At 68.1% G+C, this 14,841-nt stretch carries 18 protein-coding genes; 13 read left to right on the plus strand and 5 right to left on the minus strand.

Annotation, left to right across the window (positions count from 1 at the left end; all coding sequences use genetic code 11):
- The first annotated feature begins 537 nt into the window (after window positions 1–537).
- From ACIQF0_RS20280 to ACIQF0_RS20290, 3 genes are all read left to right on the plus strand, one after another.
- Entirely contained in the window at window positions 538–1,668 is a 1,131-nt protein-coding gene (locus tag ACIQF0_RS20280) for a pyridoxal phosphate-dependent aminotransferase (RefSeq protein WP_401031270.1), read from the plus strand.
- Window positions 1,669–1,826: 158 nt separating this feature from the next.
- Window positions 1,827–1,976, plus strand: a complete 150-nt coding sequence (locus ACIQF0_RS20285; protein WP_166049133.1) for a hypothetical protein — start codon at window positions 1,827–1,829, stop codon at window positions 1,974–1,976.
- A 38-nt stretch (window positions 1,977–2,014) separates the two neighbouring features.
- Window positions 2,015–2,740 carry an ion channel gene (locus ACIQF0_RS20290; protein ID WP_360040855.1) on the plus strand — a complete coding sequence of 242 codons (726 nt, stop codon included), beginning with the start codon at window positions 2,015–2,017 and terminating at the stop codon, window positions 2,738–2,740.
- Here the strand turns inward: ACIQF0_RS20290 and ACIQF0_RS20295 are convergent.
- Window positions 2,684–3,280: an HAD-IA family hydrolase gene (locus ACIQF0_RS20295; RefSeq protein WP_401031273.1), complete on the minus strand. Its 597-nt coding sequence runs from the start codon at window positions 3,278–3,280 to the stop codon at window positions 2,684–2,686. The genes ACIQF0_RS20290 and ACIQF0_RS20295 overlap by 57 nt on opposite strands.
- A gap of 1 nt (window position 3,281) precedes the next feature.
- Window positions 3,282–4,223, minus strand: coding sequence for a threonine aldolase family protein (locus ACIQF0_RS20300; protein ID WP_401031503.1), 942 nt, complete (start codon window positions 4,221–4,223; stop codon window positions 3,282–3,284).
- 183 nt (window positions 4,224–4,406) lie between these two features.
- On the opposite strand from ACIQF0_RS20300, the gene ACIQF0_RS20305 reads away from it, so the two are divergent.
- The 7 genes from ACIQF0_RS20305 to ACIQF0_RS20335 are packed head-to-tail and all read left to right on the plus strand — an operon-like array spanning window position 4,407 to window position 9,804.
- On the plus strand, window positions 4,407–4,925 hold the full coding sequence (locus ACIQF0_RS20305; RefSeq protein WP_093595689.1) for a SigE family RNA polymerase sigma factor: 519 nt from the start codon (window positions 4,407–4,409) through the stop codon (window positions 4,923–4,925).
- Window positions 4,926–4,945: 20 nt separating this feature from the next.
- Window positions 4,946–5,620: a hypothetical protein gene (locus tag ACIQF0_RS20310; protein WP_401031275.1), complete on the plus strand. Its 675-nt coding sequence runs from the start codon at window positions 4,946–4,948 to the stop codon at window positions 5,618–5,620.
- Between the two features lie 27 nt (window positions 5,621–5,647).
- Entirely contained in the window at window positions 5,648–6,229 is a 582-nt protein-coding gene (locus ACIQF0_RS20315) for a TetR/AcrR family transcriptional regulator (RefSeq protein ID WP_401031277.1), read from the plus strand.
- Window positions 6,230–6,286: 57 nt separating this feature from the next.
- Window positions 6,287–6,820 (plus strand): SigE family RNA polymerase sigma factor, encoded by a 534-nt coding sequence (locus tag ACIQF0_RS20320; RefSeq protein WP_093595697.1) that lies wholly within the window; start codon window positions 6,287–6,289, stop codon window positions 6,818–6,820.
- On the plus strand, window positions 6,817–7,572 hold the full coding sequence (locus ACIQF0_RS20325) for a hypothetical protein (RefSeq protein WP_401031279.1): 756 nt from the start codon (window positions 6,817–6,819) through the stop codon (window positions 7,570–7,572). The genes ACIQF0_RS20320 and ACIQF0_RS20325 overlap by 4 nt, the downstream gene beginning before the upstream one ends.
- Window positions 7,573–7,597: 25 nt before the next feature.
- On the plus strand, window positions 7,598–9,016 hold the full coding sequence (gene purB, locus ACIQF0_RS20330; RefSeq protein WP_401031281.1) for an adenylosuccinate lyase: 1,419 nt from the start codon (window positions 7,598–7,600) through the stop codon (window positions 9,014–9,016).
- A complete protein-coding gene (locus tag ACIQF0_RS20335) occupies window positions 9,013–9,804 on the plus strand; it encodes an MOSC domain-containing protein (protein ID WP_401031283.1) in 792 nt (263 codons plus the stop codon). Before purB ends, ACIQF0_RS20335 begins: the two co-directional genes overlap by 4 nt.
- Here the strand turns inward: ACIQF0_RS20335 and ACIQF0_RS20340 are convergent.
- Entirely contained in the window at window positions 9,801–10,238 is a 438-nt protein-coding gene (locus ACIQF0_RS20340) for a hypothetical protein (protein ID WP_360040875.1), read from the minus strand. The genes ACIQF0_RS20335 and ACIQF0_RS20340 overlap by 4 nt on opposite strands.
- 89 nt (window positions 10,239–10,327) lie before the next feature.
- On the opposite strand from ACIQF0_RS20340, the gene ACIQF0_RS20345 reads away from it, so the two are divergent.
- Window positions 10,328–11,203: a phosphoribosylaminoimidazolesuccinocarboxamide synthase gene (locus ACIQF0_RS20345; protein ID WP_401031285.1), complete on the plus strand. Its 876-nt coding sequence runs from the start codon at window positions 10,328–10,330 to the stop codon at window positions 11,201–11,203.
- A 50-nt stretch (window positions 11,204–11,253) separates the two neighbouring features.
- On the plus strand, window positions 11,254–11,904 hold the full coding sequence (locus tag ACIQF0_RS20350) for a DUF2334 domain-containing protein (RefSeq protein ID WP_401031287.1): 651 nt from the start codon (window positions 11,254–11,256) through the stop codon (window positions 11,902–11,904).
- Here ACIQF0_RS20350 and ACIQF0_RS20355 read toward each other — a convergent pair.
- Window positions 11,867–12,490 carry an MBL fold metallo-hydrolase gene (locus ACIQF0_RS20355; protein WP_401031289.1) on the minus strand — a complete coding sequence of 208 codons (624 nt, stop codon included), beginning with the start codon at window positions 12,488–12,490 and terminating at the stop codon, window positions 11,867–11,869. The genes ACIQF0_RS20350 and ACIQF0_RS20355 overlap by 38 nt on opposite strands.
- A 264-nt stretch (window positions 12,491–12,754) precedes the next feature.
- On the opposite strand from ACIQF0_RS20355, the gene ACIQF0_RS20360 reads away from it, so the two are divergent.
- Entirely contained in the window at window positions 12,755–13,681 is a 927-nt protein-coding gene (locus ACIQF0_RS20360; protein ID WP_401031291.1) for a trypsin-like serine peptidase, read from the plus strand.
- Here the strand turns inward: ACIQF0_RS20360 and ACIQF0_RS20365 are convergent.
- Window positions 13,670–14,653: an NAD-dependent epimerase/dehydratase family protein gene (locus tag ACIQF0_RS20365; RefSeq protein ID WP_401031293.1), complete on the minus strand. Its 984-nt coding sequence runs from the start codon at window positions 14,651–14,653 to the stop codon at window positions 13,670–13,672. The two genes, ACIQF0_RS20360 and ACIQF0_RS20365, sit on opposite strands and share 12 nt — an antisense overlap.
- Window positions 14,654–14,841 lie beyond the last annotated feature (188 nt).

Here is a 14,841-nt window from a genome sequence, read left to right on the forward strand (position 1 = left end):
GAGATTTGTCCGGAACCCGGCCCATCTTCGTCAGGTATGTCGTGACGGAAATGGGCCGGGTTTCGGTTATCCACACCCACACGGGTAACGAATGTCCTGAAACACTGTTATCTGCGCCCGCATATTGCGGAAGCGCGGGGGATGCGACGGAAGGTATTGCAACCCAGGCGCTGCCCACGAGGCGCTGCAACGAGACGGTGCTGCCAGGCCGCTGCAGCCCAGGTGTGGCGATCCAGGTGTGGAGGCCTGAGGTGACGAGAGCATCGGGCAGCGAAGCCAGAGGTGGCGAGAGTTGCGGCCGGGGAAGCCAGAGGTGATGAGAGCCTCGGCTGGGAAGCCAGGTGGCGACGGCTTGGCGAGGCCTGGCCTGGCGAGGCCTGGCGTGGCGAGGCCTGGCGTGGCGAGGCCTGGCGTGGCGTGGCGAGGCGTGGCGAGGAAGCCTGAGGTGGCGAGGCCCGAGGTGAGGAGCGAAGGGACGGAGATGAGGTGGGGAACAGACAGAGGTGAGGAGAGGTGGTGGGGAGTTAGCCTGGCGGCATGCTGACCGTGGCTGCCCGCGCCGACGTCCCGCCCTTCCACGTCATGGACGTGCTGTCCGCCGCCGCGCAGAGGCAGCGGACGCACGGGGACGTGATCTCCCTGGCTGCCGGACAGCCGTCGAGCCCCGCGCCGCGCCCGGTGCGCGAGGCCGCGGCGCGAGCCCTGGGTGAGCACGCGCTGGGGTACACCGAGCAGCTGGGGATTCCCGAGCTGCGGCAGGCCATCGCCGGGCACTACGAGCGGCAGTACGACCTGGACGTGACCGCGGACGACGTGGTGGTGACCACGGGGTCGTCCGGCGCGTTCACGTTGGCGTTTCTGGCGGCCTTCGACGCGGGTGACAGGGTTGCCCTGGCTCGGCCGGGTTATCCGGCTTACCGGAACATCCTCAAGGCGTTGGGGTGTGAGGTCGTCGAGTTGCCGTGTGGGCCGGAGACGCGGTTTCAGCCCACGGTCGAGATGCTCGATCCTGGGCTCAAGGGTGTGATCGTGGCTAGCCCGGCCAATCCGACCGGGACGGTCGCCAACGTCGAGCCGATCGCTGCCTGGTGTGCTGCCAACGGGGTTCAGCTGGTCAGCGACGAGATCTACCACGGGATCAGTTACGGGGAGCCGCTGCGGTGTGCCTGGGAGACGTCGCGGGACGCGATCGTCGTCAACTCGTTCTCCAAGGCGTTCGCGATGACCGGGTGGCGGCTTGGGTGGATGTTGTTGCCGGAGCGGCTGCGGCGGGCTGTGGACTGTTTGACGGGCAACTTCACGTTGTGTCCGCCTGCGCTGGCTCAGTATGCGGCGGTTGAGGCGTTTCACGAGGACTCGTACGCGGAGACGGCTGGGCATCTTCAGCGGTACCAGGTGAATCGGGATCTGTTGCTCGAAGGGTTGACGGACCTCGGCATCGACAAGTTGGCGCCGGCGGACGGGGCGTTCTACGTGTACGCGGACGTCCGGCACCTCACGGACGACTCGATGGGGTTCTGCAAGAAGTTGCTCGAGGACACCGGGGTCGCGATCGTGCCCGGCATCGACTTCGACCCCGTGGACGGGCACCACTTCGTGCGGATGTCGTTCGCCGGCGCCACGCAGGACATCGAGGAAGCGCTGCGGCGGTTGAAGGCCTGGCTCTGAGCGTCGGACGAGCGACAAACCGGACGAGAGCCGGGCGAGCAGAGCCGGGCGAGCAGAGCCGGGCGAGCAGAGCCGGGCGGAGCCGGGCGAGCAACACGACCGGACGAGCAACAAAACCGGGCGGCCGGACGTTCACGGGGTGGAGGAAGGGGAGTCCTATGTGGGCGATCATCGGGTGGCTGGTGGCGATCTGGATCGTGCTGGCCGTCGTCGGGGCCGTGGTGAAAGGCCTTTTCTGGCTCGCTGTGATTGGAGGACTACTCCTCGCAGGCACTGCGGCTTACGGTGCGATCAAATCCAAGCGATGACTCTGGATTAATGACTACGCACCGCTCACCATGGGGCGGTGTTGTTAGCCAACGAGGCCCGCCTCGAGCGGTGGGAGCGAAAGGTCGAGTGGCCGTTGACGGCACTCGCCGCGGTGTTCCTCGGGGCCTACGCGTGGCAGGTTCTCGATGATCACGGGGCCATGCACGTGCCTCTGGAGATCGCGTTGTGGCTGGTCTGGGTCTTGTTCGCGGCCGACTTCGTCACGCGGATCACGTTGGCGCAGAACAAGTGGAAGTTCCTGAAAACGCATCTTTTCGATCTTGCCGCGGTTGTGTTGCCGATGGTTCGGCAGCTGCGGGTGCTTCGGTTGATCACCGTCCTCACGTTGCTGAACAAGAAGTTCCAGCACAAGATCAGGCAACGGGTCAGCATTTACGTCGCGGGCGTGACGATAATCGTCGCGTTTTGCGCGAGCCTCGCGGTGCTGGACGCCGAAAGGCACGCGGAAAACGCCAGCATCACCACGTTCGGTGACGCGCTGTGGTGGACGCTGACCACCATGTCGACGGTCGGGTACGGCGACCGCTACCCCGTCACGGGTGAGGGGCGGCTGGTCGCGGGGTTGTTGATGGTCGGTGGCATCGCGCTGCTCGGTGTCATCACCGGCACGATCGCCAGCTGGCTCGTGGAGAAGCTGCGCGGTGTCGAGGAAGCCGAGCTCGAGACCGCGCAGGAGCTGCGGAACCTACGCGCCGAGCTCGCTGAACTCCGCAAGGAGCTCGGCACGCGCCACAGCGGCTGACGTCCACAGTCGCGCGTCCCAGCCCGCGATCAGCGCGCCCTCCACATTGGACAGGCGGTCGTCGAAGAAGATCACGTCCGACGAACCGATCACGTCCGACGTGTGCTTCCAGATCGCCGCGTCCGGCTTCGCGCAGCCGAGGTCGCCGGAGAAGACCAGGTGCCGGAAGTGCTTGGCCCACGGCACCTTCTCGGCCAGCCGCCCGAACGTCGACGGTGCGTTCGACAGCAACGCCAGCGGCACGCCGAGCGCCGCCAGGTCCTCGAGCAACGCGACGGTCTCCACCACCGGGTCGTCCAGCCAGCCCGCGTTGTCCATGGCGGTCAGCTCGCGGACCAGGGCGTCGTCGAGGGTCAGCCCCAGAGAAGAACCGATCCGCGCCCAGTAGTCGGCGTCCGACCCGCCGCGGTCGTACGCGTCGCGGTCCCAGTACGCCGTCTCGAAAGCCTCCAGTGTCACCCCGAGCTTCGCCGCCATCGCGGGCCGCGCCGGGTTCCGCTGGCTGATCACCTCGCCGAAGTCGAACACGATCCAGCGCATCTCAGACGTCCTCTCGAAGCCGGCGCAACACCTCGGCGATGTCGGACGAGTCCACGTCGCCGTGCGTCACGAACCGAACCTTGCCTGACATGGGACTGGCGAAAACCCCGACCTCGCGCAACGACAGCAGCGTCTTGTCCAGGTCGGGCACCGACGCCAGCACGATGTTCGTGGCGGGCTCGGCCACCTCCCAGCCCAGCGACCGCAGTCCGGAAGCAAGTACATCAGCGTTGGAATGATCGTCGGCCAATCGATTGATCCGGTCGAGGGCGACTAGACCCGCCGCGGCCAGCACTCCGCCCTGCCGCACTCCGCCACCCAGCATCTTCCGCACCCGCCGGGCCTCGACGACGAACGACGCGGAGCCGGCGACCACCGATCCGACCGGCGCCCCGAGCCCCTTCGACAGGCACACCTGAACGGTGTCCACCCCGGAAGCCAGGACCGCGGGCGACACCCCGAGAGCCACGGACGCGTTCCACAGCCGGGCCCCGTCGAGGTGCACCGCCAGCCCGATCGACCGAGCGGCCGCCACCAGCGAAGTGTGCTCATCGACCGAGGTCACCGTGCCACCGGACGCGTTGTGCGTGTTCTCCAGGCACAACAACGTGGTCCGCAGCCCGTAATAAGGAGACTCACCACCACCGGCGGCGATCACGGTCTCCGCGGACACGACAGGCAGGGCGTGCGGCATCCCGCCGGCCAGCCACGCGGCGGTCCCGAGCTCGGCGTCGAGCACGTGCGCGCCCAGCGGAGCCAGGAACCGGTCACCGCGCTCCAGGTGCAGGAACAGGGCGATGAGATTGCCCATGGACCCGGAGGGAACCCACAGCGCGGCCTCGACGCCGAGCAACGAGGCGACCCGCTCCTCCAGTGCGGCCATGGTCGGGTCGTGGTCCAGCACGTCGTCGCCGACCTCGGCCTGAGCCATCGCGCGGCGCATGGCCTCGTCGGGCTGGGTGACGGTGTCCGAGCGCAGGTCGATGGGGGTCACGAGCTCGATCACATCACATCCGGTGAACGACCGAGGGGGTGATGTAGCTCTCGCCGATGGTTCGTGCAACCGTTGGTGCCTCAGTTTCCGTCCAGTCAGTGCAACTCGAGGAACGAGCGGAGAGCAGTCCGCGTGGATCAGCGCGACGAGCAGGAGTTCGCGGAGTACTTCGTGGCTCGCCGTGAGGCTGTGCGCCGAACGGCATACCTGCTGTGCGGCGACTGGCACCGCGCTGACGACTTCGCGCAGACGGCCTTCGTAGCGGTGCACAGGAGGTGGCGGAAGATTCGGGACAAGCAGGCTCTCGACGCCTACGTCCGACGCACCGTCGTGCGCGCGGTGATCGACGAGTCACGCCGTCCGTGGCGTCGCGAGAAGTTCACCGACGAGATGCCCGAGTCGCCGACGACGGACAACGAGATCGGCGAGACGGTCGCGACCCGCGAGGCGTTGCTGAAAGGCCTGCGCAGAGTCCCGCCCAGGCAACGGGCCGTGCTCGTGCTCAGGTTCCTCGAGGGCCTCGACGTCACGGCCACGGCCGAGGCGCTGAAGTGCTCGGAAGGAACTGTGAAGAGTCAGACCGCGCGCGGACTGGCGGCGCTCAGGGAAGCTCTGGGTGACGCCATCGACGACCTGCGACCGGCGTCGTGACCAGCGAGAGGAGGACGTAGATGGACGAGCAGAAGCTCGCGGACCTGTTCCGCGACGCAGCACAGGACGCACCACCGGCGTCCTTCGACGCGGGCGACGTCCGCACGGCTTCGCGCCGCGCCACGCTGCGCAGGCGCAACTCGATCGCGGCCGGCACCACCTTGGTCGTCGTGCTCGGTTTCGGCGGGGTGTTCGCCGCCAACAGCTGGGTGAGCCAGGACTCGAGCAGTTTGAACAACGCGGGTTCTGGGCAGAACCGTGACAACGCGGCAGAATCCCCGATGACTCCGTTGCAGGCGAAACCGCCTACGGGCTTCTCCGGTGAAAGCGAGTCCACGCAGGGGGACGCGCAGACGCCGGGAAGCACTGGCCCTTCGGCCAGTGAAAGCGCAGTGCAGGGCTGCGCAGGTGTGGACCGAGAGCTCGCTGACGCCCTCGCCGACGAGCTTTCGGTCTCACCGGACTTCGCAGTGTCGCCCACGCTGACCTGCTCGCCCGACTCGCGCTCGGCCGCGTACAAGATCGACGGGCTGACGATCACCGCGATCGTCACGCCGCAGCCGTTCGAGGCGCCCGCCGGTGCGGAGAAGGTGCGGACCGCCAGCGGCCAGGACCTCTACGTGTTCACCCAGGGCGACGGGGCGCTGAAAGGCCAGGCCAAGCGGTTCGCGGACGCACTGGCCCCCAAGTTCTGATCGTCCGCCCAGTACTCTGGCTCGACTATGACGGCAGCAACTCCCAAGGGTGAGCGCAGGCGGCAGGCGCTCGTCGAGGCCGCGTCAGGCCTGTTCGCGGAGGGCGGGTTCGACGCGGTCCGGCACCGCGCGGTCGCCGAACGCGCAGGTCTGCCGCTCGCGTCGACCACGTACTACTTCGACTCGCTGGACGAGCTGATCATCGCGGCCGTCGAGTTCCACGGCCGCAGCGAGCTCGCGAGCTTCCGGCAACGGCTCTCGTCGCTGCCCGAGCAGACGGCCGACGACGTGCTCGTCGAGTTCATGCTCGACCTGCTGGTCGGCGAGGACGCGACCGACATCGAGGCCGTGCTGCTGCGCTACGAACGCCTCGTCGCGACCGGCCGCCGCCCGTACCTGCGGCCGTTGATGCGCGTCCTGTCGACCGAACTGCGCGAGCTGATCGCCGACGTCTTCGCCCGATCAGGCCGGGACATCGGGAGCGACCGGGTCGAGGAGCTGATCGCGTTGGTGGACGGATCCGTGGTCAACTCGTTCATCGAACTGAAGTCGGACCCTCGCGGCGTGGCGGCCAGGATGCTCCGTTCGGCTCTTTCGCGTCACGCCTGATGCAACCTCGCGTTCCTCCCATGCGTTCCCCTGGTTGAGGACGCGAGAGGGGAACGCATGCGCAAGGCCGATGAACAGGGCTTTCGCGAATTCGCGGCAGCCAATGCCGCGTCTTTGCGACGTACTGCGTATCTCTTCTGTGGCGACTGGCACACAGCTGAAGACCTGATGCAGTCGAGCCTCATGAAGATGTACGTGGCGTGGAAGCGCATCAAGGACCTCGACAACCTGATCGCGTACGCCCGCAAGGTGCTGCTGCGCACCTGGCTGGACGAGAAGCGCAGGCCGTGGCGCAGAGCCGAGCAGCGTGACGGGGAGCTGCCCGACGCCGCGGACGCCACCGTGGATCCCGACACGACCAGCGCGAAACTGTGGGCGCGCGAACTGGTTCACACCGCGCTGTTGCAGGTACCCCCGAGGCAACGGGCGGTGCTCGTCCTGCGGTACTTCGAGGACCTGTCGGTCGCCGAGGTGGCGGTGGCCATGGGGTGCACCGAGGGAACGGTCAAAAGCCAGACGGCGCGCGGTCTCGCGACACTGCGCACCATCGTGGAGAAGCTCGACAACAGTTCGGGGAGGGTCGCGTCGTGAGTGAGCAGGAGATCCGCGAGGGAATGCTGCTGGCCGTCTGGGACGAGCCGCCGCTCGACTTCGACCCCGACACCCTGATCAGGCGGGTCGAGCAGAAAAAAAGTCGTCGACGAGCGCTGGTCGCTGTGGGCGTGGCTACGGCGGTGATCGCCGTCGCGTCGCTGGCGCTGCCCGGCCTGCTGCCTCGTGACCGCGACAGCCAGCTCGGCGCCGAGACCACGACGAACTCGTCCACGCCGCCCAGTCAGTCGGTGGAGAAGAAGGCCCAGCGCATCGGCGACAAGATGGCCGACAAGCTCGGGGGGACGATGACGAGCCTCAAGGACATCTCCGCGTCGTTCGGTCCCGGCATGGTCGTCTATCCCCCGTACGCGACGTCGAGCCCGGCGCGCAGGCCGGGCGACCCGGAGTTCTCCGGATACCTCTACCTGACCGACCCGATCGGGCCGACCTCGCTGCGCCTGGAAGCCGGCGGTCAGGGGTTCTCGACGAAGAGCTTCTGCTCCGGCGCCACGCTCTGCAAGGACGTTCCGCAGGACGACGGGTCGGTCGTCACCGAGGCCGAGTTCAACGACGGGACGCCGGAGATCGCCAGGGCGGAGGTCGTGCGCGTGTTCCAGAGCGGATACGTCGTGCGCATCACCAGTCACAACTACAACCCGGCGACGGGCAGTGGTCTGAGGCAGACGGTGCCGGTGCGCGTGGGGGTCCTCACAGAGCTGGTCACGGACCCCGGCATCGCCTGGCAGTGAGGTGCGCGTGCACTAATCTTGCGGTGTGACGAAGCCCCGCATCGCCAACGTCCTCGCAGGTCGCTACGCCTCCACGTCGCTCGCGACGCTCTGGTCGGCCGAGCACAAGATCGTGCTGGAGCGCCAGCTGTGGCTCGCGGTGCTGCGGGCGCAGGCGGCCGCGGGCATCGACGTCCCGGCGACCGCGATCGCGGACTACGAGCGCGTGCTGGAGCAGGTCGACCTGGAGTCGATCGCCGCGCGTGAACGGGTGACGCGGCACGACGTGAAGGCGCGCATCGAGGAGTTCAACGCGCTCGCGGGCCACGAGCAGGTCCACAAGGGAATGACCTCGCGCGACCTGACCGAGAACGTCGAGCAGCTGCAGGTGCTGCGGTCGCTGGAGCTGATCAGGTCCAAGGCCGCCGCCGTCCTCGGTCGTCTCGCGCGCCTCGCGGCCGAGCACTCCGACCTCGTCATGGCCGGCCGTTCGCACAACGTGGCCGCGCAGGCCACGACGCTGGGCAAGCGCTTCGCGACGGGCGCAGACGAGCTGCTGGTCGCGTTCTCCCGCCTCGACGAACTGATCGCGCGCTACCCGCTGCGCGGCATCAAGGGCCCGGTCGGCACCGCTCAGGACATGCTCGACCTGCTCGGCACGCCCGAGAAGCTGGAGGAGCTGGAGCGCACGGTCGCGGGCCACCTCGGCTTCGAGCGCGTGCTCACGAGCGTCGGCCAGGTCTACCCGCGCTCGCTCGACTTCGACGTCGTCTCGACGCTCGTGCAGCTCGCCGCAGCGCCCTCGTCGGTGGCGAAGACGATCCGGCTCATGGCGGGCCACGAGCTGGTGACCGAGGGCTTCAAGCCCGGCCAGGTCGGGTCCAGCGCGATGCCGCACAAGATGAACACCCGCTCGTGCGAGCGCGTGAACGGCTTCGCGGTGATCCTGCGCGGCTACCTGTCGATGGTCGGCGAGCTCGCGGGCGACCAGTGGAACGAGGGCGACGTGTCGTGCTCGGTGGTCCGCCGGGTCGCGCTGCCGGACGCGTTCTTCGCGTTCGACGGGCTGCTGGAGACGTTCCTGACGGTGCTGGACGAGTTCGGCGCCTACCCGGCCGTCGTCGCCCGCGAACTGGACCGCTACCTGCCGTTCCTCGGCACGACGAAGGTGCTGATGGCGGCCGTGCGCGCGGGTGTCGGCCGGGAGACCGCGCACGAGGCCATCAAGGAGAACGCGGTGGCCGTCGCGCTGGCGATGCGCGAGCAGGGCCTGGCGCGGAACGACCTGCTGGACCGGCTCGCGGCGGACGAGCGGCTGCCGCTCGACAAGGCCGCCCTGGACGCGCTGCTGGCCGACCGCCTGTCGTTCACCGGCGTGGCGTCGGCGCAGGTCGCGTCCATCGTGGAGCAGGTCGCCGCGGTCGTCGACAAGTACCCGGCCTACGAGCCGGAGCCCATTCTGTGATCGTTTCCGACCTGATCGTCCACCCGGTCAAGGGATGCGGCGGACACTCCGTCGCATCCTCCGTCGTGGACGCCACCGGACTGCGCGGCGACCGGATGATGATGCTGGTCGACGACGACGGCGTGTTCCTGTCGCAGCGCAAGGTCGCCGCGATGGCCGCGCTGCGTCCGTCCCTCGTGGACTCCTCGCTGTCGATCGGCGGCGAATCCTTCCCGGTCGTCGTTGACGGGCCTCGGGTTCCAGTGGTCGTGCACACCTGGCAGGGCACCGGAATCGACCAGGGGGACGCTGCCGCCGCGTACTTCTCCGACGTGCTGGGGAAGTCCGTGCGGCTCGTGCGGACGCCACCGGACCTGCGTCGCGAGACGACCGGCGAGACCACCGGACTGGTCGGGTACGCGGACGGCAACGCGTTGCTGGTGCTCTCGATGTCCTCATTGGACGGCCTGAACGAGCGCATCCTGGAACGCGGCGGCGACCCGGTGCCGATGAACCGCTTCCGCCCCAACGTGGTCGTGTCCGGCTGGCCGGAACCGCACACCGAGGACCGGGTGCGGCGCGCGGCGATCGGTGACGTGGAACTGGCCTACGCCAAGGACTGCGTGCGTTGCGCGGTGCCGATGGTCGACCAGGAGACCGGGCTGAAGGACGGCCCGGAGCCGATTCGTTCGCTGGCGACCTATCGGCGTGACCCCGATGGCGGCGTCACGTTCGGCATGAAGGCGCAGGTCGTGCGCACCGGCACCATCTCGGTCGGTGACAAGGTAGACGTGCTGGAGTGGGCTTAGGCCTTCTGCCAGCGCAGCCGGTCACCGCGCTGAGGATCCTTGCGGCACACCAGCTTCTCGCCGAGCAGGCCGATGCCGTTCGCGCCTTCCGGATCGCAGCGCGCGCCTTCGTTGACCAGGAGCCCTTGCTGCGGGGGCTCGGTGGTCGTCGGCTGCTGCACGGCGGGAGGAGTCTGCGCGGGTGGCGGTTTCGGCTGCGTGGTCTTCGTCGTGGTGGTCGTGGTCGCCACTGAGGACGATCCCTTCACCGTGATCTCGACACCGTCCGGGGTCGGGACGATCGAGACCGGCTGGGGCGTGCTCGACGTGAGCGAACCTCCTGCGGCAGGCGACGAAATGGGGCTGGAGTCGAAGCTCCACCCGGCCACACCCAGCACGATGAGCAGTCCCAAGCTTGCCAAAGCCGGGATCCACAGGGCCTTTCTAGGGAGCACGGGTGCACCTTAAGCTTCTTTTGCCTTGATCTGTAGTGGTGCCGGGGTGTACGTCGGTTTGCGAAACTCGGCCACGTAGGCTGACCAGCGTGCCTACGCTCGCTGACTACCAGCACGTCGCCCGCGGCAAGGTTCGCGATCTGTACGACGTGGACGACGAGCTGTTGTTGTTCGTCGCGTCCGACCGCATCTCGGCGTACGACCACATCCTGAGCACGGAGATCCCCGACAAGGGGCGCGTGCTCACCGCGATGAGCGTGTTCTGGTTCGAGCGGCTCGCCCCGAACCACCTGGTCGCGTTCGACGACCCGCGCATCCCCGCCGAGGTCCGCGGGCGCGCGTTGCTGGTGCGCAAGCTGCGGATGGTCGACGTCGAGTGCGTGGCGCGCGGGTACCTGACGGGCTCGGGCATGGCCGACTACACCGCGACCGGTGCGGTGTGCGGGATCGAGCTGCCGTCCGGGCTGGTCGAGGCGTCCGAACTGGACCCGCCGATCTTCACGCCCGCCTCGAAGGCCGAGATCGGGGCGCACGACGAGAACGTGTCGTTCGACGTCATCGCCGAGAAGCACGGTGTCGAGCTGGCGTCGAAGCTGCGCGACCGGACGATCGAGCTGTACAGCGAGGCGCGCGCGTACGCGTTGACGCGCGGCCTGATCCTGGCGGACACGAAGTTCGAGTTCGGGCTGGACGCCTCCGGTGAGCCGATCCTCGCGGACGAGGTCTTCACGCCGGACTCGTCGCGCTACTGGCCGGCCGAGGGCTACGAGCCCGGTCGCGTGCAGCCGTCGTTCGACAAGCAGTACGTGCGCGACTGGCTGACGTCGTCGGAGTCCGGCTGGGACCGCAAGAGCGACGCCCCGCCGCCCGCGCTGCCCGCGAACGTCGTCGAGGCGACCCGTCAGCGGTACGTCGAGGCGTACGAGCGGCTCACCGGCCGGTCTTTCGCCGACTGGCTGGCGTGAGTTAGCGCCGCTTTCACGCGGATGTCACCACGGCATGGCGCACTCATACGGTGCATTCACAGCTCGTGGTCTCTCTGTCCGGCATCGGTCCGCAGACACTCGACCGATGCGCTGATCTCGCCGCGTCCCTTGATCCGCGGCAGGTGCCGTTGTCGCTGCTCGTAGTACCTCGCGAGCTCGGCAAGGCGCAGGAATGGGTGCGGCAGCGCGCGTCGCACGGCGACGCCGTCGTGCTGCACGGCCTCGGTCAACGGCGGCTGCCGGCCTATGAAGCCGGGTTGTTGCTGACGGGCGCTCGTCTGCAGATGGATGCCATCGGGCTCAACGCCGACACGTTCGCGCCACGGCGTTGCGTGGCGTCACCTGGGACGTTGATCGCGCTGGCCAAGCACAAGTTCCAGCGCTGCGCCGACGCGCACGCCGTCCGTGAGGTCGGCAGCGGCCTGGCGACCTTGGGCCGCCTGCACGCGCTGACCGAACGCACCAGCTTCGGTGAGCTGCGGTCGCTCGCGCTCGTCTACGCGGCCGCCAGGTCCGCGCGCCGCGGTGGCCTGACCCGGATCACCGTCGACGCGCGCGACCTGCACCGGCCCGGTGCGCGGCAGGCCGTGCTCGACGCCGTGGACATCGCACTCGCCCACGACGCCGCGCCGACCACCTACGTCAAACTGCCGTCTCCTCGCCTGGCGTCAGCAGCCTGACCTCGGTGCCGTCCGGCTTCAGCAGTTCGAAGAACCGGACGGCCATCTGCGGGCTCGCGAGCGTCTTCTCGTGGATCGGCACGGCGACACGCGGCTTCACCGCGCGCATGAAGTCGACGGCCTCGCCGGTGCGCAGCCACGGCGCGCCGGCGGGCAGTCCGAGCACGTCGACGTCCTCGTCCGGCACGAACAGCGAGTCGCCGGGGTGGTAGAACGCGCCGTCGCCGATCACGTAGGCGGCGTTCGGCACGATCGGGATGTCCTCGTGGATCAGCGCGTGCTGCCCGCCGGTGACCTTGACCGTCGTGTCGCCGACCTTGAGCACGTCACCCGGTCGAGCGACCGTCGGATTTTCGACCGTGGGCGCCGTGCCCTCGTCGACGATCAGCTGCGCCTGCGGGTTCGCCTTGAGCAGCGCGGGCAGCTTCTCCATGTCGATGTGATCGAAGTGCTGGTGCGTGACCAGCACCGCGTCCAGGTCCGTCAGGTCCTCGAACCCCGTGGAGAACGTGCCGGGGTCGATCAGGATGCGCGTTGTCCCGGTGTCGAGAAGTACGCAGGCATGACCGAAATGGACAACTTGCATGGATTCCTCCATTACCGACGATTGGCGGGCTGACACAGTCAGGTGACGTCGGAAGTATCAAAAGGCATGAGGAAAACCCTGCAACTCCTCACGGCACTGGCGCTTGCCCTGCCGATGACGTCCATCGTCCCTGCTACCACCACCTCTACACCTGCTGAGGCCTCGTCGCCGCAGACGCAGGAAATCGGAACTGAGGAGAACGTCTCAGTCCGCGTGGGTGGCGCGAATCGTTCGACGCTGATCGAACGACCGGGGTCTGGCTACGTGAAGCTGCATTTCACGGACCTGCGGATCCTGCCTGGTGACGTGCTCACGGTGTCGAACCCTGACGGCACCGAGAAGTACACGTACACCAGAGACCTGAAGTCCTCGCTGACCGCCACGCTCGACGCGTCCGGCTTCTGGGCCATGTCGATCACCGGCGACCGCGCCGTGGTCTCGGTGACGAACCCGCTGTCGCGCGTGCGGGTCGACAAGCTCACGCGTGGCTACACCGAGGCCGAGATGTCCTCGCAGCCGTCCGTGCAGAGCATCTGCGGCACGAACGACTACAAGGACGCGGTCTGCTACCAGTCCAGCAACCCCACCGAGTGGGGCAAGACGGCGTCCGTGGCGAAGCTGCTGCGCAACGGCAGTTCGCTGTGCACGGCGTGGCGCGTCGGCCCGAACAACCGCCTGCTGACGAACAACCATTGCTTCACCAGCGTCAGCGGCATCGAGGTGTGGTTCAACTACCAGTGCCCGACCTGCGGCGGCACGGCCACGGCCACCGTCACCAAGGTGCTGGCGGCCCAGGTCCTCAAGACCGACGCCGCGCTGGACTACACCCTCTTCACCGTGAACAACTTCGCGGCCATCAGCTCGTTCGGTTACCTCGAACTGGACGCGCGCGTTCCGGCCGTGGGTGAGGAGATGTACATCGTCGGCCACCCGGCCGGGAAGCTGAAGAAGCTGTCGTTGCGCGACAACAACAACGGCGGCGGCTACTGCGTCGTGCGTGCCGTGCGGGTGAACGGCAGTTCGTCGCAGTCCGACATCAGCTACATGTGTGACACCGAAGGCGGCTCGTCCGGTTCGCCGGTGCTGTCGAGGCGCACGCACAAGGTGATCGGGCTCCACCACTTCGGCGGCTGCCCGAACCAGGGCGTGCGCATCGACCTCGTCGCCGCGCAGATCAACTCACTGCTGTAGCGCGCTGAGGATCTCCGCCTCCTCGTCCGGCGTCAGGCCGGCGTGGCGGGTCCTGTCCAGCCCGAGGCCGCGCTCGTACTCCAGCGAGTCGAGCGCGGTCTCGGCCAGCGGCCTGGTCCGCAACCCGTTGGCCAGCGCGTTGCTGACGTCGCGGCCGACCATCTTGGCCCACGCCTGAGGCAGCCACATCGGCAACGACCGCGGCCCGGCCCACGGGTTGATCTTCAGCTCCTTGAGCAGGCTCTCCGGCACCGGCACGAGCTGCGTCCCGGCCGGCGCCGTCGCCCCGGCGATCTCGCCCATGGCCATCTGGAACGGCATGACGGGCCCGGTCGAGTCGTACGTGCCGGTGACCCGCTCCTCGGCCGCGAACACGATCCACTGCGCCAGATCCCGCGCGTCGATGTGCTGGAACCCCAGGTCAGGGCTGTCCGGTACGACCACGCGCCCGCCCTGCGACATCCGCGCTGGCCAGTACCCGAACCGGTCGCTCGGGTCGTTCGGCCCGGTGATGAGCCCGGCCCTGACGATGAACTCGCGGCTGGCCACGGCCTCTCTGACCGCGTTCTCGCTCGCGACCTTGATGCTGCCGTACCGCTCCGAGGTGAACTCCTCGTTCGGGTCGTCCTCCAGCGGCGGCAACAACTCGTCGCTACCCGTCGAGTGGTCCGCGTAGACGGAGATGCTGGACACGAACGTCCAGTGCGGCGTCGTCGCCCCGAACGCCTCGAGCGCGTCCCGCACCCAGTTCACCGAGTACTTCGACACGTCGATCACCGCGTCGAACTGCTCACCGGCCAGCGCGTCGAGCGCACCGGGTTTGTCCCTGTCGACCTGGACGAGCTTGGCGCCGGCCGGAACCCCGCCGGAGGCACCGCGGGCAGCGCAGAACACTTCGTGGCCACGGCGGACGGCCTCCGTCGTGATCGCCTTGCTGAGGAACACGGTTCCGCCGAGCACGAGGATCTTCATGATCCCCAGCATCCGTCCGATCGGGCCGGACTGCCACCGGTCTCGCTTTCGGCGAAATAGCTCCTGGGTATGGGTGTGATCGGGTATCGTTCGGGCCCGATCGGTGTGCTGTGACGATGTGCCCCCGAACACGTGTCGGGAGGATGAACGCACAGGTCAGATAGGCTCTCGAGGTACCGCCAGCCCCT

Source organism: Lentzea sp. NPDC092896, from assembly GCF_044754905.1.
GTDB lineage: Bacteria > Actinomycetota > Actinomycetes > Mycobacteriales > Pseudonocardiaceae > Lentzea.